This is a genomic window from Methylophilus luteus, from assembly GCF_042676265.1.
Taxonomy (GTDB): Bacteria; Pseudomonadota; Gammaproteobacteria; order Burkholderiales; family Methylophilaceae; genus Methylophilus; species Methylophilus luteus.
In genome coordinates, this window is record NZ_JBHTKB010000001.1 from 19735 (window position 1) to 45312 (window position 25578).

10 protein-coding genes are annotated in these 25578 nt (G+C 54.7%); 8 read left to right on the plus strand and 2 right to left on the minus strand.

Annotation, left to right across the window (positions count from 1 at the left end):
* Positions 1–14 precede the first annotated feature (14 nt).
* Positions 15–10085 carry a filamentous haemagglutinin family protein gene (locus ACFQ1Z_RS00105; RefSeq protein ID WP_379054414.1) on the plus strand — a complete coding sequence of 3357 codons (10071 nt, stop codon included), beginning with the start codon at positions 15–17 and terminating at the stop codon, positions 10083–10085.
* Positions 10086–10174: 89 nt separating this feature from the next.
* Here ACFQ1Z_RS00105 and ACFQ1Z_RS00110 read toward each other — a convergent pair whose 3' ends face one another.
* Entirely contained in the window at positions 10175–11251 is a 1077-nt protein-coding gene (locus ACFQ1Z_RS00110) for an alpha/beta hydrolase (RefSeq protein ID WP_379054416.1), read from the minus strand.
* A gap of 115 nt (positions 11252–11366) precedes the next feature.
* On the minus strand, positions 11367–14225 hold the full coding sequence (locus ACFQ1Z_RS00115) for a M16 family metallopeptidase (RefSeq protein WP_379054418.1): 2859 nt from the start codon (positions 14223–14225) through the stop codon (positions 11367–11369).
* 401 nt (positions 14226–14626) lie between these two features.
* Between ACFQ1Z_RS00115 and ACFQ1Z_RS00120 the strand changes: the two genes are divergently transcribed.
* The 7 genes from ACFQ1Z_RS00120 (at position 14627) to ACFQ1Z_RS00150 (ending at position 25578) form a co-directional block, all read left to right on the plus strand.
* Complete coding sequence (locus ACFQ1Z_RS00120) at positions 14627–17665, plus strand: ExeM/NucH family extracellular endonuclease (RefSeq protein WP_379054420.1); 3039 nt, start codon at positions 14627–14629, stop codon at positions 17663–17665.
* A 112-nt stretch (positions 17666–17777) separates the two neighbouring features.
* Entirely contained in the window at positions 17778–18545 is a 768-nt protein-coding gene (locus tag ACFQ1Z_RS00125) for a PEP-CTERM sorting domain-containing protein (protein WP_379054422.1), read from the plus strand.
* Between the two features lie 50 nt (positions 18546–18595).
* The gene (locus tag ACFQ1Z_RS00130; RefSeq protein ID WP_379054424.1) at positions 18596–20893 is read left to right on the plus strand and encodes a 5'-nucleotidase C-terminal domain-containing protein; all 2298 of its coding nucleotides are present in this window, start codon (positions 18596–18598) and stop codon (positions 20891–20893) included.
* A gap of 33 nt (positions 20894–20926) precedes the next feature.
* Complete coding sequence (locus tag ACFQ1Z_RS00135; protein WP_379054428.1) at positions 20927–21445, plus strand: PEP-CTERM sorting domain-containing protein; 519 nt, start codon at positions 20927–20929, stop codon at positions 21443–21445.
* Positions 21446–23113: 1668 nt separating this feature from the next.
* Positions 23114–24751: a DUF2341 domain-containing protein gene (locus ACFQ1Z_RS00140; RefSeq protein ID WP_379054430.1), complete on the plus strand. Its 1638-nt coding sequence runs from the start codon at positions 23114–23116 to the stop codon at positions 24749–24751.
* Between the two features lie 9 nt (positions 24752–24760).
* Positions 24761–25171, plus strand: coding sequence for an ExbD/TolR family protein (locus ACFQ1Z_RS00145; RefSeq protein WP_379054432.1), 411 nt, complete (start codon positions 24761–24763; stop codon positions 25169–25171).
* Positions 25172–25173: 2 nt separating this feature from the next.
* Positions 25174–25578, plus strand: coding sequence for an ExbD/TolR family protein (locus ACFQ1Z_RS00150; protein WP_379054434.1), 405 nt, complete (start codon positions 25174–25176; stop codon positions 25576–25578).

The window sequence follows — 25578 nt, forward strand, 5'->3', positions numbered from 1 at the left end:
GTTGAGGTGATGACATGAATAAACTGCGTTTTAAACTAGTGTTCAGCAAACGATTAGGCATGTTAGTGCCTATTGCTGAGATTTCACGTACTCACCAAAAAACAGTCACACCTGCTGCCGCTACCACCGCCACAGTCGAACCTGGCGCACAACGTCCTTTCTGGAAGATCTCATCAGGCAGTGCTGCGTTACTGTTCGCTGGCTGTCTGAGCTGGCTGTCTGCGCCAGTCTATGCCATTGATCCTAACACCGTACCAATAAACGGTGTTGTTGTGTCTGGTGCCGGGACTATCAATCCTGCCGGCAATGTCGTAGACGTCATTACCAGAACCAATAATGCGGTCATCCGCTGGGATAGTTTTAATATTGGTTCAAATGCTGCGGTTAACTTCAAAATGCCGGACGCTTCTTCCAGCGTGCTTAACCGGGTGATGGGTAATGGCGCCAGTATCATTAACGGCACATTAACTGCCAATGGCCATGTCTATATTGCTAACCAGAACGGTATTTATTTTGGCGCGGGTGCCCAGGTACATGTAGGCTCTTTAACCGGCCTGACGCTGGATAATCTTGCCAATAATGCGGTTGAGGATATTTATAACCGCGGTATTTTAGCCAACCCCACCGCCCCGGTATTTTCATTTGCTGATGTGGTTGGCGTGATCGATGTTGCCAAGGGTGCCACCATTGAGACTACCAGGGGTGGCCGGGTCATGCTGCTGGCACCGAGTGTCACCAACAGTGGCTTGATCAGAACGCCTGATGGCCAGACCATACTGGCAGCGGGTAAAACCGTCTATTTAAGCAAGGTGGATGACTTTGCCGGTCTGCTGGTCGAAGTCAGCTCAGGCGGTACGGCGACTAATCTGGGTGAGCTGATAGTCGGCAGTGGCAATGCCAGCCTGATCGGTCTGGCTGTCAATCAAAGCGGCAGCATTAAAGCCAACACCACCATACGTGCCAATGGTTCGGTTTTCCTCAAAGCCAAACAGATCACCCAGTTCAATACGCCGCTAACCGATGTATATGGCAAAGTCACGCTAGGTGAAGGCAGCGAAACCAGCGTCACCATAGATAAGAATGACTCTGAGACGGTCAAGAACGCGCAGTCTATCCTGAAATCGAAAGTGGAGATCACCGGCCAGGATATTGATATCGAAGGCAAGATCGTCGCCAATAGCGGTGTGGTGGATGTGCTGGGTAAAAGCAATGTAGGCACCACCTCGCTGTTTTTAGGTGAGCATGCCTCCATAGATGTTTCAGGGGTGGATGCGAACGCACCCATGTCCAGGAACCAGCTGGCGATCCAGCTCTACTCACAACAGCTGAATGATTCGCCAATTTTGCGCGGCGGCGCACTGTTTGGCCAGACACTGTATCTGGATGCACGCAAAGGCACTGGCATCATCAGCCAGGCGGTCATCAATGATGCGCTACTTTCGCAAGAGCGTACCCTTGCTGAGCGCATGGTAGAAGGCGGCAGTATTTCGTTGATAGCCAATAGTGTGGTTGCCAAGTCTGGCTCGGTGCTGGATACCTCATCAGGTACCATCACCTATGCGCCAGGCAACATCCGCGAAAGCCAGCTGTTTTATAACGGCAAGTGGATCAACGCGTCTGATGCTGTTGCTGGCATCGCCTATACCGGAATCAACAACCAGTACAGTATCGAAAGCGCACGCTGGGGTATGACGCGCACCTGGAATCTGAGTGATTCCAGCGGCGGACGTCTGCAGGCGGGATATACCGAGGGTGGTAATGCAGGCTCTGTCAGGGTAGATGCAGACGAGCTGGCTTTCCAGGCGACGGTGCTGGCAAATGTTACGCCAGGGACATTCCAGCGCGGCGATTACGCCAACGTGAGTACGCCGCTGGGCGGCAAATTCACCCTTAATTATGCAGGGACAGGTGCCTTAAACCTGACCAGCAATGTCAACCTGCTGGGCGATGATTTCACCAAGGACTCTGAGCTTAGCACTGAACAAAAACAGCTGAGCGAATTAAACACCTCCATACTCTCAAATGGTGTCAACCGCTTGACCATCAATGCAGTCGCGGCCAAGGTGAATGTACTTGATAGCCTGACTGCAGACCCTAAAGGCGCGCTGGCCATCAGTGCCGTGGGTGGTATCAATGTCAATAAGGATATACATTTTGCCGGCGGCACGATCGCGCTGTCTTCCAACCCGGTCGCCCCAACGGTAGTGGCAGAAGGTGTCAAGATCAGCACGGCAGGCTTGTTCACCAATGACCTGCCAGGCACCCCGGGAGCCATGAGCAGCCCGGTTGCGATAGACGGTGGCAAGATCACGATTTCAGATGGCTTGATTTTAAAAGACAATGCGAAGATCGATGCCAGCGCGGGTGCCTGGATAGCCAATAACGGCCAGGTGAAAATGGGCCATGGCGGCGATGTCGACGTCACGCTTGCTCAAAATCATTTGCCGCAAGGCGCCATCACCTCTTATGGCATGAGCAATGGAGCTACGCAGACCAAGGGCGGGTCACTGACCGTCAATCTGCAGGGGCCTTCAGGCAATAGTGGCGTCACTCAGGTGCAACTGGGCGGCGTGAATCCGCAGGCCGCCAATACCTTGTGGCTGTCCGAATCATTCTTTAAATCCGGTGGCTTCAGCGGCTATGTCATTGATAACCACAACCTGCCATTAGGGTCTATCCTTGTTGGTGATGCAGCCAATAGTGTCGTCACGATTGCGCCACAACAAGCTACCAGGGTGTTAGTGGCTGGCGCACGTGCTCAATCGAATAATGCAAATATTGCCGCATTAACCAATGTCACCACTTTGCCGGATTACGCCAGAGCGCCAACTTCTATCAAGTTGAATGCCGGTGATAAGTTCACATTGAATAGCAATGCCTCGATAGTGACAGATGCACCTACACGGTCAGGTGGCGCCACCGGCGATGTCACTATCAGTTCCAAAGGTCAGATGACCATACTGGGCGATATTATTGCGCCTAGTGCCAATATTCAACTGGCAGTCACCGGCCAGCCTGGTAACGTGAACTTACCAAACGCACAGTTTGATAATACCTTGAGTTTGTTTGTTGGCTCAGACGCAACCATCTCGGCCAAAGCGACCTATACTGCACCACCCTCGGCCGATGGCACCTTGAAAAACAGACAGCTGATCGATGCCGGAAAAATCTCGCTGAAAACAGACAATGGCGTGTTGATACTCAAGGAAGGCAGCAAGATCGATGTGTCGGGGACTTCCGGATTGGTAGATTTGCCCACAGCAACAGGGTATACACGCCAGCAAGTGGATGCCAACGCGGGAACCATCAGCCTGGCTGCCAGAGATGGTATGGCGCTTGATGGTGCGTTAACCGGGCAGGCATCCGGTAACGGCGCGGGGGGTACACTGAATATTACGTTGGGCGGTGTGGATGCGGTGGGTACCGAAGGCAATAGTAACGACCCCTTATACTATCCAGCCGGTCAACGTATATTGACTGTGACTCAGCAGCATGAGGTTTTATCTTCGGCTAATTTGCCAGGCTCATCGGTAAATAACCTGATCGATACCTCTAACCCGCAAAAGCCACTGACCAATGCCGTTGGCAAGGGACAGATTTCTCAGGCACAAATCACAAAAGGTGGTTTTGATAATGTGGGTTTGCGGGTTGACGATGTCGTCGATAATGCGAACAGCGGTATCGTGTTTGCCAATGGCCTGAAGCTGAATGTACCTTCAGCATTGACGCTGGATGCGACAGCCATTAGTGGCGGCGCCAACGTGACTGCTTCAACCATAGTGTTGACCAACAATAACTCCGGCGTGCTGGCCAACCCGGTGGCTGCCAACCAGTCACTGAGCTTCAATGCCGATTTTATAGACGTCATAGGTTCGGTCGCCTTCACCAATATCAACGAACTGCATCTCAACAGCAAGTCGGATATACGCCTGAGTGGCATACGCTCTAAAGTGATCAATACCGGTACCTTATACACGCCGGAGAAGCTGGTCATGGATGCGGCGCAGATCTACCCGGTGACGCAGCATACCTATAACCTCAACCCCACTGGCGCGAACACCTCAATTGAGATCAGAAACAGTGCGCATGCCCAGTCGCAGGTGCCTATGTCGGCACAGGGCACTTTAAACCTGAATGCACAGCAGATCGTGCAGTCTGGCACCTTGCGCGCACCGTTGGGGCAGATCAACCTCAACGCCAGCGACAAGATAGTATTAAGTCCTAACAGTATTACCTCGGTGTCAGCTGAAGGCAGCCTGATCCCATTTGCAGTGACTACCCTGGGCGGCAGCCGTCTGATCCCTGATGCAGGCAGTGTGCAGAGCGATATCGTCTACAACGGCAAGAAGATCACCCTCAACAGTGGCACCATAGATATACAGGACAACGCCAAAGTCGACATTTCCGGGGGCGGCGACACCATGGCCTATGAGTGGATCAAAGGCATAGGCGGTTCGGTAGATATCCTCAATCAAAAGGGTTACTACGCGGTGTTGCCAGGCCTGAATAATCAATATGCGCCCTATGACTTCAACATGCAATCCAGCTCGGATGTCGCACTGGGCCAGGCGGTTTATCTGTCGGGTGGCAATGGCCTGGCGGCGGGTAAATATACCTTGCTGCCAGCGCATTACGCATTATTGCCGGGCGCATTCCTGGTCAGGGCGGATGGTGCGACCTCACAGCCTATCAATACCAGCGTGGCATTGGTGGATGGCTCCATGTCCATGTCTGGTTACCTGACCAAGCTCGACAATACCAGCAGAGGGCAATATGCCAGCTTTAATGTCGTCAATGGCAATGTGTTCTATAACAATGCCAATAGCAAAGACTACAAAGGCCCGGCAGAATACCTGACCACGCGGGGCAATAGCTTTTTCCTCAAACAGGCACAGACCAATAACCAGGCTGTTGCAGAAAGGCCGCTGGATGCCGGGCAGTTATCCATACAGGCCAGCCAGCAATTAAGCCTGAATGGGCAGATTTCAGGCAAGAGTGTCGCCGGTGGTAAAGGGGCGCTGGTCGATATCACTTCCAACCAGATCCAGGTGGTTTCAAATCTGGGCGGTGCAGCGGCGGGTGTATTGCAGCTGAGTGCCGATCAGCTTTCCAATATTGAAGCAGACAGCATCTTGCTGGGCGGTACGCGTCAGTTCAGCGATGGCAAATACGTGGTCACCACCCAGGCTTCTCAAGTGGTGGTCGAGAACGATGCTGACCATGCAGTAGAAAACCAGGAATTGATTTTGACGGCCAAAGACAGCGTGCAGTTGAAAACGGGTGCCGTGATTAAAACGACGCCATCAACCGCCACCAAGGGTAAGGTCGAATTAGCGACCAGTGGCTCAGGCGCACTGCTGGCGGTTTCTGCCAATAATGAACTGGTGCTGACCCGTACCGGTGCTTCTGCCAGCACCGGTGACCTGTCTATCGCCGCCGGTGCCAGTGTAGCGTCCGACTATTCCGCCGTGCTCGATTCGACCAGGAGCTTTGACAAGTCCGGTGATGTGGTTTTAGCTAAAAACGGTATCCTGACGCTGGGTTCTCAGCAGTTTGCACTGGGCACTAACAGCCCGGTGGCCGGCACCAAGATAGATGCGGCTACCTTGCAGGCCTATGGCCAGCTTTCTTCGCTGATACTGAACAGCTATCAGCAGATAGATCTGTATGGCGCACTGGAGTTCGGTACACCACAATTGAACCTGACACTCAACACCACCGGTCTGGCGCATCATGGCGTGGGTGACGTCGTGGTGAACGCGAATACCCTGGTGCTGAAAAACACCCTGGGTAACAGCTTTACGCCTGCGGTGGGTGGCGGTGCGGCGAATCTGGTGTTCAATACCGAGAACACCACTTTCGGCAAAGCCGATCAGGGCTTTAACATCGCCGGCTTTGACCAGGTGGCATTCAATGCCAACCAGCAGGTCAAGTTCAGCGAGAGCGGTGCCCTGAATGTGAATGCCGCCAATACCACCCTGACTTCCGGCGTGGTGACGGCGGATACCGGCGCAAACTATGCCCTGAACGCCAGTGGCCAATTGCAGCTGGCATCCAACAATAAGCCGGTGGCAGAAACCACCGGCCTGGGCGCCAAGCTGACCGTATCCTCTCAGGCAACCACCCTGGATGGCAAGGTTGAACTGCTGGCCGGTCAATTCAAGGCGGTTTCTACCCAGGGCAACCTGGTGGTGGCAGAAAATGCCAATATCAGCACACGGGCGGCGACGGTGCAGTTTGACAAACAGACCGCTAAAACCACCAATGCCGGTGATATCAACCTGGTATCGAATACTGGCAATGTAGAGATCAGGCAGGATGCACTGGTCGATGTATCCGGCGGCGACAAGTCTGGCAATGCGGGTAGTGTGCAGGTCGAGGCCAAACAAGGTCGTTTGCTGGTCGCCGATGGCAGCCTGAAAGGGCAGGCCGCCGCTGGCAATAAAACCGGCTCAGTCAAGCTGGATGTAGCGCAGCTGGATAACTTCAGCGGCGTCAACCAGGCACTGGAAAGTGGTGACTTTAATCAGAGCCGTGATATCCGTGTGCGCAATGGTAATGTCGTGATTGCTGCAGGTGACACGGTCACTGCACAGACATTTACCCTGGGGGTTGATAATGGCAATGCGACCATTGCCGGGCATATCAATGCCGATGGCAATAAAGGTGGCGATGTGGCTATCTATGCCAATGGATTAGTCACGCTGGCGAATACTGCGCAGATCACCGCACGCGGTCAGCAAGCCAACCAGTCTGTTGGTGATCTGCAAACCGGTTCCGGCGGCTCGGTGCTGTTGTCCTCAAACAGCCTGTCGACGACAAATGCTGTTTCTGCTGCCACGGGTGCTGTTATTGATACCAGTGGCTACGATGCCGCAGCGCATGAGCATAAAGGGGTCGATGGCTACGATGGCTCGGTGACGCTCAGGGGCAACCGTGGCACCACAGGCACTGCCAATACCGTGAATGTGGCTTTCAATACCACTGCGGCCATCAAAGGCGCCAGTGAAGTGCGGGTGGAAGGCACACGCAGCTACAACACCCCGAATTTTAATGCGGCCAATATGGCCGGCATGATCGCTGATACCAATAGTTTTTACAATGCGAATACGGGTGCTGGTAATTATTCGGCTACCCAGGATGGCACTGTGGTGAAAGTCTTGCCACATATCGAAGTGCGTAGCAGCAATAGCAATAGCACCAGTGATATGGCAGTCGGGTCAGATGTGAACCTGAGCGCATTTGGCAGCCTGCTGGCCGGGCGTGGCGGTTCACTGACGTTGCGCTCTAATGGCAATCTGGCCATGAACGGGTCACTGAGTGACGGTTTCACTAACGCTTTGAATACGGGTGTGATGCAATCCAACGTACAGACATTCAGTTATAACCTGATTGCGGGTGCCGATTACAGTGCCGCCAATCTGACTGAAACAGTCAATGGTGTCGGCAACTTTAGCCTGGCCAGCAATAAGCTGATCCGCACCGGTGAAGGCGATATCACGATTGCCGCCGGCAACAATATCCAGCTCGATGCCAATGCCAATATTTATACCTTAGGCAAGACGGTTGCCAATCTCGATGGATTCACCCCACCGCCTTCTACCGGCAATGCGCGTAACCGTAACAATATCAATGCCACCGGCAGCTATGTGAATTATGGCGGCAACATCACCCTGTTGGCTGGCCAGGATATCAATGCCGTCACCAGCGGACAGACCGTCAATGAATGGTTGTCGCGCCAGGGTAGCAGCACTGCGGACACCAGCTGGTGGATACGTGCTGACCAGTTCAACCAGGGCGTGGGTGCCCTGGCCGGTGGTGACGTCAATGTCAAAGCGGGCGGCAATGTCAGCAACCTGGGCTTGTCATCTGCCACCAATGCGCAATTTGATACTGCCGGTGCCAATGCCACCAACCAAAGCCTGGTCAATGGCGGTGGCGATATCAATGTGGCAGTGGGCGGCAACCTGACTAACGGTATCTATTACAGTGGCCGTGGTGCTATCAATATCGATGTCGATGGTGCGGTGCAGAAAGTGGGTAACACCGGCACGGTAGTCGCTCTGCAGGATGCCACGGCGACTATCAACGCAGGTACCGGCGCAGTGATAGAGACAGTATTCAACCCTACCTTGTGGATGCAGAATACCAACGTCACTACCGCAGCCAACCTGACATTCTTTAATTCATACACCAGCAACAGTGCGTTCAGCGTGTCATCCCTAGCCGGCAACCTCAGCATAGGCCAGAGTAATCCCGCCAGTTTGAATTACAACACCTTGTTCAATGACACCAACAACTCATTGAACGCGGTGATCGTCAATGACATGGCGGCGGTGCACCCGGGCATAGTCAATGCGACTGCATTCAGTGGCGGCATGAGTGTGAATAAAATGATACTGGTGCCGTCTGCAAAAGGCGCGCTCAACCTGCTGGCGAATCAGAGTATCGTGGCGCCTATCTCTTCAGATGCCAGGGATAACCCGGTGGCGCAGATCCTGATGTCTAACGCCGATGCCAGTGTGTTGAGCATCAACACGCCTTTCACGGGCACGCCTTCAAATAATCTTGAATTGTTCGGTGCGTTAAAAACCAATAATGCCCTGGTTTCCAGCCATGCCAATACGCAGAACATGGCGGTGATAGTCTCCAAAACCGGTGATGTCAACTTGCGCGGTACGCCGCCTGGCTCTATCACTTCGCGTGGTGTGTTTGGCCTGAAAACAGCGATGCCAGCTTATATCTCGGCCGGTAACAACCTGACGTTGAACGCTTCACTCCAGCACAACAACCCTTACGATATCAGTGTGCTGAAAGCAGGTAACGATATCCTGATGGAAGTGAACCAGCCGCTGGCGAAGATCGAGGTCAACGGCCCGGGTGACCTGATCGTCCAGGCTGGCCGCGATATCAACCTCGGTAACTCTGCCGGTATTTTGTCACGCGCCAATAACGTCAACCCCAACCTGCCAGCCAATGGTGCCAATATCATCATGCTGGCCGGGGTCACGGATGACAGTCTGGATCTTGAAGGTTTTGTCGATCAGTATATCAACCCCGAAGGTAGCGGCCCTGCCAATCTCAAAAACAGTGAAGCCTTGGGTGAATACAGGGCGGTCGTGAATCAGGCGGTGGTGAATTTTATGCAAAAGATCACACAAAAAACACTGACGATAGAGGAAGCCATGCCGCTGTTTTTAGCGCTGGACAGCAACAAGCAGGCGCCTTTGGTTTTTGATGTATTCAGTAAAGAAATGACCTTTGCCGTCAAGGATTATGTGCAGACGGTTGATACTGGCCGCGGCGATGCCTTGATCAACCGCTTGTTCCCGTCAAACTATAGTTACAACGGCAACATTTCCATGTATCAAAGCCAGGTGGTGACTGAGCGCGCCGGTAACGTGAGCATCCTGTTACCGGGCGGCGTGCTGAATGCAGGCGTGGCAGCGGATATTACCAACTTGCCGCATGGCATAGGCGTGGTCACTGAGCGCGGCGGTTATATCAATGTTTATGCTGATAAAGGCTTTGAAGTCAATCAGTCCAAGGTGAAATCGCTGTATGGCGGTGATCTGATCGCCTGGGTGAATAACGGCGATATCGATGCCGGACGTGGTTCAAAAACTGCTGTTTCTATCCCTGAGCGCATCATCAATATTGATAATCAGGGCAATGTGGTGGTGGAGGTAAAAGGGGTCGCTTCGGGTAGTGGTTTGGCGACCGAGACTTATGACCCGGATGGCCCGGGCGGCAACCAAACTGCACCTACGGCTGGTAGCGTATATTTAGCAGCACCCAGAGGCGCGCTTGATGCGGGCGAGGCGGGTGTCAAATCGGGAGGTGATTTTTTCGGTGGCGGGCAGGTGATCGTTAACGGCAATAACATCAGTGCCTCAGGTTCCTCAACTATCCCGGTCGCGGATACTGCCAGCCTGGGTGGTGCATTGGCTGGTGTCAGCAGCACCGCGGCTGGCGCCACCAGCGCCATGACTGAAAGCCTGGGCAACCAGTTGGGCAACCAGGAGGTGGCACCTAAAGATCTGCCACCTATAGTGACGGTGAAGACCATACGTTTAGAAGACTAACGGTCTCAAGCTCTAAAGACAAACGCCCACCTATGGTGGGCGTTTGTTTTGCCGCTGCGCCCAGACTAATGGCGCCCGGGTTCAGGGCATCAAGCCGTATCAAATGCCTTGCGCAACTCGGCAATGGCAAACACTTGCGCTTCCCTGGCTTTGGCCACTACATCGGCCATGCCAAAGAACTCATGCACCACACCGGTGTAGTGGCGGTAAGCCACGGGCACGCCATCGCTTTCCAGGCGCTCGGCAAACTCTTTGCCTTCCTCGTACAGCGGGTCTATTTCGGCGGTGATCACCGTGGCCGGCGGCAGGTTGGCCAGTGAGCTGGCTTTGTCGGGCAGCGCATAGGAGCTATAGGCATCCAGCGGCTCGCTATAGTGCTTGAAAAACCAGTTCATCATGGCGGCGTTGAGCGGCTTGGCGTTGGCATTGTCTATATAGGATGAATTGAATACATTGTTGTTCACCAGCGGGTAGATGAGCAGCTGGTGCACAGGCAACGTCACATCTTTATCGCGGGCCATCAATGACACCACCGCTGCCAGGTTGCCACCGGCACTTTCACCGGCCACGGCGATACGCTTGCGGTCACCGTTGAGTTCTTCGGCGTGCGACAGCAGCCACTGGTAGGCAGCAAATGCTTCATTCGGCTGAGTGGGAAACTGGTGTTCAGGGGCCTGATGGTAATCCAGAGACACCACTATGGCCTGCGCACCTTGCGTCAGAGCGATGATAGAACCCTCATAGGTCTTGGTATCGGCGATAACAAAGCCGCCACCATGAAAATAGAGGATGACCGGAAATGGGCCATCACCGACCAGTGGCGTATATACCTGGGCCTGCACACTGCCCAGCGGCCCGCCGGGGATGCTGATGGTGCTGGTGGTGAATAGCTGCGCGCGTGGCGGATGACCGTTGTCCTTCAATATCTTTTTAACCGCATCGGTAGGCGTAGGTTGCTGGCGTGCCTCTTGCGGTGATAGGGTTTCAATCGGCTTGCCGCCCAGTGAGCCCAGTGCATCCAGCACCAGTTGCATATCAGGGTCTGCTTTAGGCGGCTCGCCACCTATGGCTCTTTTGATCGCTTCAACCGGGGCTGAGCCTTCAATGGCAGGAATGATACCGGCTACTTTATTAAGTAAAGGGTCGCTTCTTGAAGTTGTAGTCATGATATGCCTTTCTTGCTAGTGATAACTGAGTGAACCCTTACCTTAGCTGCATAGGTTTGCTGTTCCTATCAGGCATCGCACCAATTTGGTGTAGGACAAGCTTTACCAGCCTGTTTCATGACATATTCAAGCGCAAACCTTTTACCGGCAGGCTTGTGCGTTTGAAATCGCCTGCCGTGACGATCACAAAGCCGCCGGGCTTGATGTATTTGCGCCAGGCGGCATTCACTTGCGCAACTGTCAGCGCCGCAATCGCCTGGTCACGACTGGCGGCCCAGTGCCAGTCCTGGCCGTACTCACGCTGGCGCAGCAACTCATTGACCAGCGCAGTATCATCGCTGCGTTGCTGCGCAAATACATTTTCCAGTAAATCGCGTTTGAAGCGTGCCAGCTCAGTTTCACTGATGCCATCGTTGCCCATGCGCTGCAATTCGTCCGCTATCAGCGCCAGTATCTGTACCCGCTGGTCAGGGGCAAAGCTGGCGGTGATGCACAGATCGGCGGCATTGCCAAAATGCGGCACTTGCAATGTGCCGTCGATGACATAACTGATACCAGCCTGATGGCGCACACGCATCGCCAGCCGACTTTCCATGCCAGTGCCGAAAATATGGGCTGCGGCTGCCAGCGCCAGATAATCGGGGTCACGGTCGCTGAGTGCCAGGCTCTGTTGCATAAACAGCGAGGCCACGCTTTTGCCATCAGCCTGCACATCGAAACGCGCTGGCGCTACCGTCACCGCCGGTGGCGCAGAGGCTACATAAGGCGATAGCTGCGGTTTCTTCCAGTCACCCAGCAACCTTTCCACAGCGCTGTCCAGGCCTGCCGGCACATTGCCAACCGCGACTACTTCGGCCTGATCGGCCGACCAGTGATCCTGGTAAAAGCGTTTGGCATCTGCCAGCGTGGTCGCCCGGATCTCCGCGACAAGTTCTTTAACACTGGGCAAATAGCCAGGATCATCGCGGCCTGCTTTACGTGCCCGGTTGTAGTGCTCGCGCAAGGCCATCTGGCTCAGCACTTCCAGGTTCTGGCGTGCCCCTGTGGTCTCGGCGATGCCACGCTGTTGCGCCCGGTCAAAAGCGTCTGCTGGCAGCCGCGGATGACGTAGTATGTCGGCAGCGATTTCCAGCACTTGCAACAGCGTGTCCTTCTCTGCCTTGATGAACAGGGTGGCCGCCTGCAGATCGCTGTAGAAGATGATGTCCGCCTTGAGCTGCAACAGGCGTTGTTGCAGTTGCTCGCGTGACATGGTCTGGCTGCCTTCTGCCATCAGGTCGGCGATCACACCACTGCCGCGGCGTTGCGGGTAGAGCTGGTGCTGATCACCCCAGCGCAAGCGTATGCCCAGTTGCACCGCTTCGCCGGGGGAGCGTTTGTTCAATGTTGTCAGTACGATGCCAGATGGCAGGCGCTTGCTCAGCGTGCGCCTGGCCAGTTGCTTAGGCAGCGGCTCCAGCAGTTCACCTTGTTCTACTTGCTGCGGCTCTGTGAGTTGATCCAGGCGCGGGTCCAGTGGCGGTGCAGCGGGTATTTCCACCTGTTGCACATGGTTTGCCGGCAGCAAAACGCCCATGGTGCGATTGACCGGGCGCAGGTAGGTGTTACGTACGCGCTGCACATCGGCCAGCGTCACTTTGCTGATTTCCTGCATGATCAGAAAATAAGTGCGCCACTCTGTGCCGCAACCCAGCAGGCGTTTCACCAACAACTCCGGGCTTTTCAGCTCGTCGCGATAGGCCTGCATAGCCGCCGTACGCATGCGCACCAGCGCTGCCTCATCTAAAGCCGACCCTGCATGATCCGGCCTTGCATGGCCTTCGAGCACCGCTAACAGTTTGTGCTCGGTCTGGGCCAGGTCGCTGTCGGGCGCCAGCTGTGCCATGGCAGCGATGCCGCCAGCATCCACTCCGTGCATCAACGACAAGCCAGTAGCGAGTGCCAGTTTTGGCTGCACCAATTGCGTATACAGAGGGCCGCCAGGCTCTGCCTCCAGCATATGGGCCAGCAGCATAAGGGCGGGAATGTCCGGGTGCGTGACCGCTGGGATGTGGTAATACGCCATCAGCATGGGTTTGCCGCCCACGCGCCGCACCACCACCCTGCGCTCACCGTCTTGTGCCGGCTCTACAGTGCCAGGCTGCGGGATAGGCTGTGACGGTGCCTGCAATGGCCCATAGAGAGTGGCGATCTGCCTGAGCGTGGCTTTAGGGTCGAAGCGGCCTGACACTATCAGCGTGGCATTATCCGGCCGGTAAAAGCGCTGGTAGAAAGCCTGCAGACGCGCAATAGACAGCTTTTCAATGTCACTGCTGGCCCCCAGCACATCGTGGCCATAGTTGTGCCACTGATAGGCTGTTGCGGAGACCCGCTTGGATAATAGCCGCGCGGGCTGGTTTTCGCTGAGCTCAAACTCGTTACGCACCACCGTCATTTCCTTGTCCAGCCTGGCCTGGGTAAACAAGGTATTGAGCATGCGGTCTGCTTCCAGCGCCAGGGCGAATTTCAGGGTCGCTGGCTGGGCTTTAAAACGGCTTTGGTAATAGGTGCGGTCAGGAAAAGTAGTGGCGTCGATCTCCATGGCGCGCTGCCTGGTCGCCTCCAGGATATGCGGATGTTTGCGTGTGCCGCTGAACTGCATGTGTTCCAGCACATGCGCTATACCGTACTCTCCGGGTGCTTCATGGCGTGCGCCTACGCGGTAATTGATATGCACTGTCGTGGTGGTCTGTAACTGGTCTGGAAACAATAAGATCTGCAGCCCATTGGCTAAACGGTATTCTTTGATCCCTGCAAATTCACGTATGAATTGCGGCATTTCAGCCTTAGTTGCCCTGACATGTATGGGCGTCATCATGCGCAGGCCCAGGCTAAGGGTAAGAATAAGCAACAAGGCGAGCACCATGCTGGCGCGCAAATACCTGCTGTTGAAACATGCAGTCAGTTTTTTCAGTTTTTTCTTAGTTAAAGCCATGTTCGTTTTCCTGGAGATCGATCACTTGCGTGTGTTTTGGTCAATATGAGTTTCATGCCGCTGAAATAAGGCGACTATATGAACCCAAAATCAGCAACAAAAGCTGACAAAACCCAGCGCGCAGTGATGGCTTGTGCCAAGGCAGCAGAGGGGCTGTTCACGGCATATTCCAGCGCAAGGCTTTAAGCAGCCGCCTGTGGTCGCAATGCCTGTTCAGTCATGCAGTGACTAGTCCTTGGCGCTGGTCATTGACCCGAAACTGTATCAATCGGGCCTGTTTTCAGGCTTTTCCCTAGTCCGACCTACCTAGTGTTGTGGCGGCAAACTTAATAATTCCCCTGCGCTAAATTGATAAATTAATCAGGCTTTTATTCAAGTCAAATACTTGCGGAGTCTGGGAAATGAAAATAAAAAAGTTACAGTGGGTGCTGGCCTTGTCGGGCCTGGTGCAAATGAGCCTGTCAGCACAGGCCGGCGTGGTCATCAGCCAGATCTATGGCGGCCAGGGCAATGTCTACAATCAGGATTATGTGGAGCTGTTCAATAACGGCAGCGCCGCAGTCAATATCGCTGGCTGGTCGGTACAGTACGCCAGCGCTACCGGCACCGGCAATTTTTCTGCCAACGGCGTGACCACTTTGTCTGGTCTGCTGCAACCTGGCCAGTATTACCTGGTGGGTTTGCGCAGCGCGGCCAATGGCTCGTCGCTCACGGCTGACATCAGCAACAATGCCACCGACATGAGCGGCACTAACGGCAAGGTGGTGCTGGTCAACAACAGCAACGGCCTGACCTGTAACGGTAGTTCAGCAGTTTGCAGCCCGGCGCAACTGGCACAGATCGTCGACCTGGTCGGCTACGGCAGCGCCAATTTCTTTGAAGGCGCAGCGGCCCCGGCCATCAATGGCAGCACTGCGCTGTTGAGAAAAAACAATGGCTGCCAGGATAGCAACCAGAACGGCAACGATTTTGCCACCGGCAGCCCTGCACCGCGTAACAGCAGCAGCGCCGTCAATGTGTGCGGCAGCGGGCCGGTGGGCAACCAGCCTATCGTCACTTCCTGCCCGGCAGTCACCTTGCAGGTAGGCGAAGCCGGTTCTGTATTATTGCAGGCCTCAGATGCGGATAGCGTAGTTAATGCCGCAACCTTGCTGGCCACTGCACCCGCAGGCGTGACTTTGAATAACTTTGTTGCCGCCGGCAGCGATGGCCAGTCAGCCATTGCCAGCCTGCAACTGGATGGCAGCCTGCCAGCCGGTAGTTACTCGGTAGATGTGAGGTTTGCCAATAACGAAGCGCAAACCGCGACTTGCAGCGTCAATGTCACGGTGCAGAACAGCAGCATCACCCGTATCTATGATATTCAGGGCAGCGGCCTGGGTGTGGCTTCAACCAGCCCGCTCAATGGCCAGAACGTGACCACCGAAGGTGTGGTCACTGCGGTGTTCCCCGGCCTGAATGGCTACTATATCCAGGACGCCAGCGGCGACGGTAACCCGCTCACTTCAGACGGTATTTTTGTCTACCTGGGTTCTGGCGTGGCACCTACCGTGAGTGTAGGGCAAAAACTGCGTCTTTCCGCCACGGTCACCGAGTTCAACACCATCACCGAGCTGATCAATATCAGCAACGTGCAAGTGTTGAGCAGCAATAATGTCATCCTGCCGACTGATATCAGCCTGCCTGAAGTCACTGAAGGCGATCTGGAAGCCTACGAAGGCATGCTGGTGCGTATCACTACGCCACTCACCGCCTCGCAAAACTACTTCCAGGGCCGTTACGGCCAGGTCACGCTGTCTGCTGAAGGCCGCATGATCAAGCCGACCAATATCCACCCGGCCAACTCAGCGGCTGCGGCACAACTGGCAGATGAGAATGCGCGTCGCCGTCTGGTGCTGGATGATGGCAGCAGTGTGCAAAACCCTAACCCTATCCCGTTTATCGGCGACGACGACACCTTGCGTGCCGGTGATATCGTTGAGAACCTGACCGGGGTGATAGACCATGGCCTGATCACGGCTTCTAACCCGGGCCCACGTGATTACAAACTGCATCCTACCCAGGCAGTGAGCTTCACACGTGAAAACCTGCGCACTGCCACGCCAGCCAGCGTGGGTGGCAATTACAAGGTTGCCAGTTTTAACGTGCTCAACTACTTCACTACCTTTACCAATGGCGCTACCGCCAGTGGCCAGAGCGGCCAGGGCTGCCGTCTGGGTGGCAGCGTGTCTGCCTCTAACTGCCGCGGTGCCAACAACCTGGTCGAGTTCAACCGTCAGCGTAACAAGATCATACGTGCGCTGACTGCTATCAATGCCGATGCCGTCGGCCTGATGGAGATACAGAACAATGGCGCGGTTGCCGCACAAAACCTGGTCGATGGCCTGAATGCGGTCTTGGGTGCCAATACCTATGCCGTGGTAGCTGACCCGGCCACTGGTACCGGTACCGATGCGATCAAGGTGGCGATGATCTACAAGCCAGCCAGATTGACACCGGCAGGGGCGGCACTCTCAGACACCAACAGCATCAATAACCGTCCTACCCTGGCGCAGACTTTCCAGGCGGCCAATGGCGAGAAGTTCTCTGTGCTGGTCAATCACCTCAAGTCCAAGAGCTGCTCTGATGCGGGTGGTGCAGATGCTGACCAGGGCGATGGCCAGGGTTGCTACAACGCACAACGTATCGCCCAGGCTAACCAGCTGGTGCAGTTCATACAAACTGTAAAAAACCAGGCCAATGACCCGGATGTGCTGGTGATAGGTGACCTGAATGCCTACGGTAAGGAACAGCCTGTGCTGGTGCTGGAAAACGCCGGCTTGCAGGACCAGATCGCCCGTTACAACGGCGAGGATGGTTACTCCTACGTGTTTGATGGTGAATCCGGTTACCTGGACCACGCACTGGCAAATGCCGACCTGGCCGCGCAAGTGACAGGCACAGTGCACTGGCATATCAACGCCGATGAGCCGTTCGTCATCGATTACAACACCGAGTTCAAACCGCAAGACCTCTACACAGACTCACCGTACCGTTCTTCTGACCATGACCCGGTGATCGTAGGCCTGCAACTGGTGAAATCGCTGCAAGGCGGCAACCAGCGTGACACCCTGGTCGGTACTGCCGGCGACGACGTGCTGACCGGTGGCATAGGCGCTGACACCCTCACCGGCGGTGCAGGACGTGACCTGTTCGTCTACCAGAGCCTGCGTGACGCCACCGACACCATCACTGACTTTACGCCAACTGAAGACCAGCTGGATATCCGTGAACTGCTGCAAAGCATAGGTTACCAGGGTAATCAACCGTTCGACGATGGCGTAGCGCGCTGGGTCAGCGTCAATGGTGGCACACAGTTGCAGATCACGGCCAAGCCACTGGTGACCTTGAGAGGGGTGACAGCGGCCAGCCTGAATGCGCAGCGCGATGTACGTTGGTAAGCAGCGCGGCTAGCCGCAAATCAATAAGCCGACGTGACCAAAGTATCGCGCCGGCAATCACAGACCATGAAAAAAAGTTGTTATTCAAATTTATCTTGAGAGGATAGAAATCATGAAAAAAATCAGTTTAATCGCAGCCTTGCTGCTGTCTACCCAAGCCAACGCGGCGTTGAATGCCGGTGACATCCTGTTCACCTCATTCAACGCGGATGAAGACGGTCTGTCATTTGTGAGCCTGGTGGATATCGCTGCCAACACCACTATCTACTTCAGCGACAACGAGTGGACCGGCAGTGCCTTCAACACCGGCGAAAGCTATAACCAGTGGGTTTCCAGCAGCGTAGTGACTGCAGGCACAGTGGTACGTTTTGCCGAATATGACAAAACCACCCTGTCAGCTTCTACCGGCGTATTGTCACGCGTTTCAAGCAGCGGTAACAGCAACTGGGGCCTGTCCAACTCAGGTGAGACCGTCTATGCCTATATCGGCACTGGCGCAACTGCACCAACCACCTTCCTTTCTGCCATCACCAACGGTACTTTCGCTGCCCATGGTTCTTTGACCAACACCGGCCTGAGCGCAGGTGTGAACGCCATTGAGCTGACTGCTAAAGCCGGTGCTTCCAGCGAGCCTGACTATGCCGAGTACAACGGCGTGCGCAGCGGCCTGAGCAACTTTGCCGATTACAAGGCGCAAGTCGCCAATGTGAACAACTGGAATGTAGACACAGTTAACAACAGTGTGTCAGCCGGTGTAGTGCCTAACACCACTGCATTCACCATCAGCGCAGTGTCGGCAGTGCCAGAAGCAGACAACGCAGCCATGTTGCTGGCTGGCCTGGGTTTGCTGGGTCTGGTTCGTCGTCGTCAATCACGTTAATACTGAAATGAGTGCCGTGATTTTTTGCGGCACTCCTCATGGAGAAGAGCATGTTTAAACTGAAACAATTAACTGCATGTGTAGCGCTGGCATTCACTGCCGGTGCTGCCTGGGCAGAAGGCGTGACTGTATTGCACGTGGGTGACCAGGAAAGCTGGTTGTTATCTGCACAAGGCAACCTGCGCGATGACGCTGCACAGGCGATTTCTTTTTACGGCGGTGTAGACCGCCTGGCTGCTGTGATCAAAAATGCCGAAACAGCGGCAGTGGCGCAAAACCGCACCGTATTGAAACTGAATGCCGGCGATGCTTTCCTGCCCGGCCCGCGTTTTACTGCCAGCCTGAATAACCTGGCTAACAGCTTTAGCGATGGTGGCCAGGACTATTACGATGCCATCGCCTTGCGTCAGATCGGTTTTGACGCCATGGTGTTCGGTAACCACGAGTTTGACCTCGGCCCGCAAGTGGCTGCCCGTTTTGCCCAGGTATCCGGCAGCACCTACCTTTCCAGCAACCTGAATTTCAACGCGACATCAGAATTCAGCGCCTTGAAAGCCAGCGGCAAAGTCGCCCCTTCTAAAGTCATCACCACTGCCGGCGGCCACAAGATAGGCCTGGTAGGTGCGACTACCCCGTTGTTGCCTAACATCTCTTCGCCAGGTGCGGTGAATGTGATTGGCTATGACGCCAATAATACCGAAGCACAAAACCTGCAGGCACTGATCCCTATCATACAGGCTGAAATCACCCGCCTGCGCAGCGAGCAAGGCGTGACTACCGTGATCCTCATGAGCCACCTGCAAAATGCGGCTAACGAGATCAATGTAGTGGTTCCGGCGCTGACCGGTGTTGACCTGGTGTTGTCCGGTGGCGGCCATGAGTTGATGGTAGACCCTGATGATGCGCTGATCAATGGTGGCGTAGCCGCGACTTTCACCTCACACCCGGTGAATGCAGTGGATGCACATGGCAAGACCGTGCCGGTATTGACCAGCCACTTTGGTAATCGTTATGTCGGCCAGGTGAATTTCAGCATTGATGACAATAACGGCCAGTTTGTGGCGATAGAATCCAGCAAAATGATGCGTGTTACCGGTGCTGCTGCCGATGCAGACCGTGTCGCCAGTGACGCCACCATTAAAGCCCAGGTGATCACGCCGGTGCAGAACTACATTGCTGTGTTGAATGCACAGATCATAGGCACCACCGCAGTGAAGTTGAATGGCCCCACCCACACCACTTGTGCTGCTTTGCCATGCACCTTTGTCGCCGGTGTACGTAACGCTGAAACCGGCCTGGGTGACCTGGTGGCAGATGCGATGCGTTTTGCCGGTAAAACCGAAGTCGCTATCCAGAACAGTGGCGGTATCCGTACCAATATCGCTGCCGCTGGTAATGTGTCTGTCGGTGATACTTTCAATATCCTGCCATTCACCAACCTGGTCAAACGCGCACCTGCAGTGAATGCTACGCAACTGAAAGACCTGCTTGAGCATGGTTATGGCGACACCAGCCCGACTGGCAGAGCCAATGGCCGTTACCCGCAGGTTTCCGGCATGCAAGTGATCTACAACAGTAACAACGTGGCCAGAACCACCAAAGGCACTGGCAACCGCGTGCAACGCGTGGTACTGGATGACGGCACTGTGCTGATAGACAACGGTGTGGTCGTCAACAACACTCGCAGCTTCTCTTTCACCACCATAGACTTCACGGCTGCAGGTGGCGACGGTTTCCCTTTCGCTGCCAACAACGTGGTGTTTGAAGATAGCCCGTTCACCATCACCTACCAGGAAGCCCTGGCCAATTACATCCAGTCACCAAAAGCAGAAGGTGGCCTGGGTAGATTGAGCAATGCCGATGGTGATGAGATCACGGTCAACTACTACGGTCTGGAGAACCAGTACGACAAAGGCGGCCGCCTGATAGACCTGGCCATCGCGACCAGCACCCCTGGCGTGACACGCACTGGCACTGCCAGCCGTGATGTGCTGGTAGGCACTGCTGGTGATGACGTGATCACTGGTGGCCTGGGTGTAGATACGCTGACCGGCGGCGCCGGCAACGACGTATTCGTCTACACCAGCATGCGTGACGCCGGTGACACCATCACCGACTTCACGCCTTATGCCGACAAATTACAACTCAGCGCATTGCTGGCCTCACTGGGTATTTCCGCCAATGTGGCGATCGCACAAGGCTATATCAAGCTGCTGGATGTGACTGGTGGTGTGCAGGTGCAAGTAGATAGCGATGGCGCAGCAGGCCCGGCCGCGGCTAAAACACTGGTCACCCTCAAAGGGCTGACCGCCAAACAAGTGTCTCCTGCGCGTGACTTTATTCTTTAATTTTTGCGACTTATTTTTTAGAAGGAAACTATGATGAAATCTTTGATTAAAAAAGCAGCATTGATCGCACTGTTGAGCAGCGTGTTACCTGCACAAGCGGCTATCCAATCCTGGCAAGTGTCTGGCCAGGTTGATTCCGGCCACTTCAACGGTACCCAGTACAACGGCCAATTCAGCTTTGATGACGCTGGCCTGTTGTCTTCAGGCACCGAACTGCTGAACCTGAGCAGCCTGAACTTTAACTTTGGCGGTAGCCTGTTCAACCTGGGCACACCTGCGCTGGCAGATGCCACTGCCGTATTTCAGGATGGCGTATTTACCGGTATCGAGTGGTCTGTTGATGCGACTAACCCGGCTATCGGCTTCAGCCTGATCACCGGCTGGTCAGATAGCAGCGATGCGTTTTTTGCTTATGACACCCCACTGGGTTTGTCCGGTAGCGGCAACCTGACTTATACATTGTCTGCAGTGCCTGAACCTACCCAATCCAGCCTGGTATTCATGGGCCTGGGTCTGATCGGTTACATTGTGACTCGTCGTCAGTCGAAATAGACATTTTTCTCCAGCCTGCGCAAGCAGGTTTAAATGTGCTTTAAGCCCGGGTTTATCCCGGGTTTTTTATGCGTGATTTGCGGGCAGTGTCAGCGCGCTTGCGAAACGGTTGGTTTATGAGCACATAGTGTGCACCATTCACCCGTCATTCCGGCGGAGGCCGGAAAACGTAGCGTAGCGAAGTTTCGAGGGACGGCCATCCAGGCAGGTTACATGCATAGCTTGGTTGTAATAGGATAAAGATGTAGCGCTTGCTGGAGGGTTTAGTAGGTATTTCTTTGGAAGGTTTAGTGTTTTGTTTCGGCCTTTTATTTCGCCCCTTGGCGAGTGCCTTTTCTTTGCGTGCCCAAAGAAAAGGCACCAAAAGAAAGGGCACCCTAGCATCCGCTTGTTTCCTGCGTTGCTCGTCAACGTGGGCGTCCAACGAAACTCGCCCTGACAAGCCACACAAACCGTGGCTTGTTGCGGAACTCGAACAGACGCTGGCCGACCCCTCCCACGCTGACTGCGCTACTCGGCGCGTCAGATAGGGGACCCGGAAAGGCACTACGCGGTGAATGAGGAGGGTCTTTCTCGAATCATATCCCGCTCGACCAGCGCATAAACAAAACACTGCTGGTAAGCGGGTTGTAATTGGTAGTTCTTCGGATGATTTCACTGTTTTATTTCGCCCCTCGGCGAGTTACTTTTCTTTGCGTGCCCAAAGAAAAGGCACCAAAAGAAAGGGCACCCTAGCATCCGCTTGTTTCCTGCGTTGCTCGTCAGCGTGGGCGTCCAACGAAACTCGCCCTGACAAGCCACACAAAACGTGGCTTGTTGCGGAACTCGAACAGACGCTGGCCGACACCTCCCACGCTGCCTGCGCTACTCGGCGCGTCAGATAGGGGACCCGGAAAGACACTACGCGGTGAGTGAGGTGGGTATTTCTCGAGTCGTATCCCGCTCGACCAGCGAATAAAACAAATCAAAAACCAATACACAGTTGCTAAGCGGCCAGCTGTACATAGTGTTTCACTAATGGCCCATCGTGGTGGTGTTGACTTTGGGCCCCTATCTGACGCGCCGAGTAGCGGAGTCAAAATAAGGAGGAAGGGAGCGACTGTCTGAGTTCCGCGGTGGCCTGCGTAGTGTGCAGGCCGCTAGGGCGAGTTTCGCGACCGCTTATTTTGATGAGCAACGCAGGAAACAAGCGGAAGCTAGGGTGCATTTCTTTTGGTTACGTTTTCTTTGGGCAAGCAAAGAAAAGTAACTCGCCTAGAGGCGAAATAAAATGCTGAAACAGAACACAAAACCATCCAAAGAAATACCTACTAAAACCTCCAGCAAGCGCGACATCTGTACCCTGTTGCAACCAAGCTAAAAATTAACCTTGCCTGGATTCTGGCCTACGCCAGAATGACGAGTTGTGAAAGTGCTCACCATTTGCGCATAAACCAACCATTTCTCATGCGCAGAGCATGCTCTGAACATCTCCAGTTTTAATGATCTAACAGCCCATCAACACTCACCCTAACCACTACATTCTTTTATGAAAATTAAAAAACTAGTCCGCCTAGTCCGTTGTTAATTTCTCTGCCACATTCACTCTATAGACTTGCACCTCGAATTAACTCGACTGCGATGGATATGAAGAAGTCTACCTTTGGTTTAATAGCCAGCCTCTGTTTGATGACCCTTGCTTTACCGGCCAAGGCCGCCTGGAATTCAGACTGGGCCACCCAACAAAAAATCAGCATAGAAACCGCCAGCGTGAAGGAAGCCGTGAACCAGGCGCCGGTGCTGGTACGTTTGCATTCGGGGAATTTCGATTTCACCGGCGCCAATGTCGATGGCTCGGATATCCGCTTTATTGCTGCGGATGACAAGACTGAACTCAAGTTTGCACTTGAAAAATATGATGCGGTGAATGAGCTGGCAGTCGCCTGGGTTGTGTTGCCGCAGTTGTCCTCTGCCAATAAAGACCTGGCTATCAGCCTGTACACCGGTAATGAATCAGGCAAGGCCGCCAGCGACGCACAGGCGCTGAATGACCCTGCGCTGGTGGCACGCTTTGCTTTCTCGGAAAACGCTTTGTTGAAAGACAGCGGCCCCGGCCAGTTGACCGCCAGCGGCAATGCCACCCAGCAAAAAGCCGGTCTGATCGCAGAGAGTGCCGTGCTCAACAATAGTCCGTTGACCATCACCCTGCCAGCCGCGCCGCAATTGGCCAATGGCGCGACCTGGTCAGTGTGGCTGAAAGCGGCCAGCCTGCCGCAAACGGCGACCGTGTTCAAGACTGGCAATATCAGCCTTAACCTCGATGGCAATACCCTGGCCTTGCAGGCTGGTGCTGCCAGCACACGCGGTGGCGAATTGAAACCTGGCCAGTGGCAACATGTGGCGCTGGTATTCCAGGGCGGCCAGGCCATTCTTTATATCAATGGGCAGTCTGTTGCCCAGGTTGCCGCCAGTGATGCACAGGCGGCGGCCAGCCTGACTGTGGGTGAGGCGCTGAGTGCCGAGATCGACGAATTGCAACTGGCAGCTACGGCACGTAGCGCTGCCTGGCTGGGCTTGGTCGCGCAGTCGCAAGGGGCGGATGCCAAGCTGGTAGTGGTGACGCCTGCCGGTGAAAGTGATGCGGAAGAGGGCGGTGAACCCAATTATATGGGCATCCTGATCGACAGCCTGACCGTCGACGCCAAAGTGGTGATAGGCATATTGGCGGTGATGTTCTTTATAAGTGTCTGGGTCATGTTCAGCAAGGCGGTGCTGGTCAGCCGCACGGATAAAGACAATGCTTTGTTCCTGCAACGTTTTCAGAAAGCTTCAGCTGCAGATCTGCTGACACTGGATAAAGCCGGCAATTACCCTAACTCTACCCTGTACGGTTTGTACCAGGCTGGTTTGCGCGAGATCAGAAAGCGGGAGCATGACGGCAAGGTGCAGTTAAGCGGTGCTTCTATCGATGCGATCAAGGCGGCTGTTGATGCCGACCAGGTGCGTGAAACACAGCGTATGAACAGCCTGATGGTGTTGCTGACCATCGCCATCTCCGGTGGCCCTTTCCTGGGTCTGCTGGGTACGGTGGTCGGTGTGATGATCACCTTTGCCGCCATTGCTGCCGCCGGGGACGTCAACGTCAACGCCATTGCGCCTGGTATCGCCGCTGCGTTGCTGGCAACGGTCGCTGGTCTGGCGGTGGCTATCCCGGCCCTGTTTGGTTACAACTATCTGGCCAGCCGTGTCAAAAACATCACCATCGCCATGCAGATCTTTGTCGATGAGTTCATCACCCGCACTGCCGAACTGTACGGTAAGGAATAAGGCAGCGCGATGTCAGAAGGCGTCAAGGAAGAGAACCAGCTTTATGATGAGATCAACATTACGCCCATGCTGGACCTGGCGTATGTGTTGCTGGTGATTTTTATCATCATGACCACCGCTTCAGTACAGGGCGTCAAAGTAGAAATGCCGCATACGGTCAACTCTGCCGCACTGGCCAAGCCGCAAATGCGCGCAATCACCGTCACCAGTGACGGCAGTGTCTACCTCGATGCTTTTCCGGTCGATATGGCACAGCTGGAACAACGCCTGGCCGAATACAAAGGCAATAATCCCGAGCTGCCGGTGGTGCTGAAAGGCGATGCCGCCGCGCATTACGAAAAGATCTCCGAAGTGCTGGAGATCTGCAAACGGCTGGATATCACTGAAGTCGGCCTGGTCACCAAAAAGGTCGTGGAATAAGCATGCAAGTTCAAAACGACGCACAACCCTACGACACCATCAACATCACGCCCATGCTGGACCTGGCGTATGTGCTGCTGGTGATCTTTATCCTGATGACCACGGCAGGCGTGCAGGGGCTGACCATGAATCTGCCCAAGCCTTCCAACAAACCCAGCACCGAGAAACACGACCTCAAGATAGTGCAGGTGCAGCAGGGCGGCACGCTGACTATCAATGGCGTCGGCGTGAACATGGCCGAGCTGGAAACTCAGCTCAACCAGGCCAAGGCCATGGACCCCAAGGTCAATATCATGATCAAGGGCCAGGCACAGGCGCCTTATGCCGGGGTGATCTCGGTGATAGACCTGGTCAACCGGCTGCAGATAGAAAATGTCGGCCTGGTCACCGGCAAGATCGGGACCTAA

Coding starts and splice junctions, on each gene's coding strand:
- ACFQ1Z_RS00105 (WP_379054414.1), top strand. CDS start 15: ATGAATAAACTGCGTTTTAAACTAGTGTTCAGCAAACGATTAGGCATG.
- ACFQ1Z_RS00110 (WP_379054416.1), bottom strand. CDS start 11,251: ATGACTACAACTTCAAGAAGCGACCCTTTACTTAATAAAGTAGCCGGT.
- ACFQ1Z_RS00115 (WP_379054418.1), bottom strand. CDS start 14,225: ATGGCTTTAACTAAGAAAAAACTGAAAAAACTGACTGCATGTTTCAAC.
- ACFQ1Z_RS00120 (WP_379054420.1), top strand. CDS start 14,627: ATGAAAATAAAAAAGTTACAGTGGGTGCTGGCCTTGTCGGGCCTGGTG.
- ACFQ1Z_RS00125 (WP_379054422.1), top strand. CDS start 17,778: ATGAAAAAAATCAGTTTAATCGCAGCCTTGCTGCTGTCTACCCAAGCC.
- ACFQ1Z_RS00130 (WP_379054424.1), top strand. CDS start 18,596: ATGTTTAAACTGAAACAATTAACTGCATGTGTAGCGCTGGCATTCACT.
- ACFQ1Z_RS00135 (WP_379054428.1), top strand. CDS start 20,927: ATGAAATCTTTGATTAAAAAAGCAGCATTGATCGCACTGTTGAGCAGC.
- ACFQ1Z_RS00140 (WP_379054430.1), top strand. CDS start 23,114: ATGACCCTTGCTTTACCGGCCAAGGCCGCCTGGAATTCAGACTGGGCC.
- ACFQ1Z_RS00145 (WP_379054432.1), top strand. CDS start 24,761: ATGTCAGAAGGCGTCAAGGAAGAGAACCAGCTTTATGATGAGATCAAC.
- ACFQ1Z_RS00150 (WP_379054434.1), top strand. CDS start 25,174: ATGCAAGTTCAAAACGACGCACAACCCTACGACACCATCAACATCACG.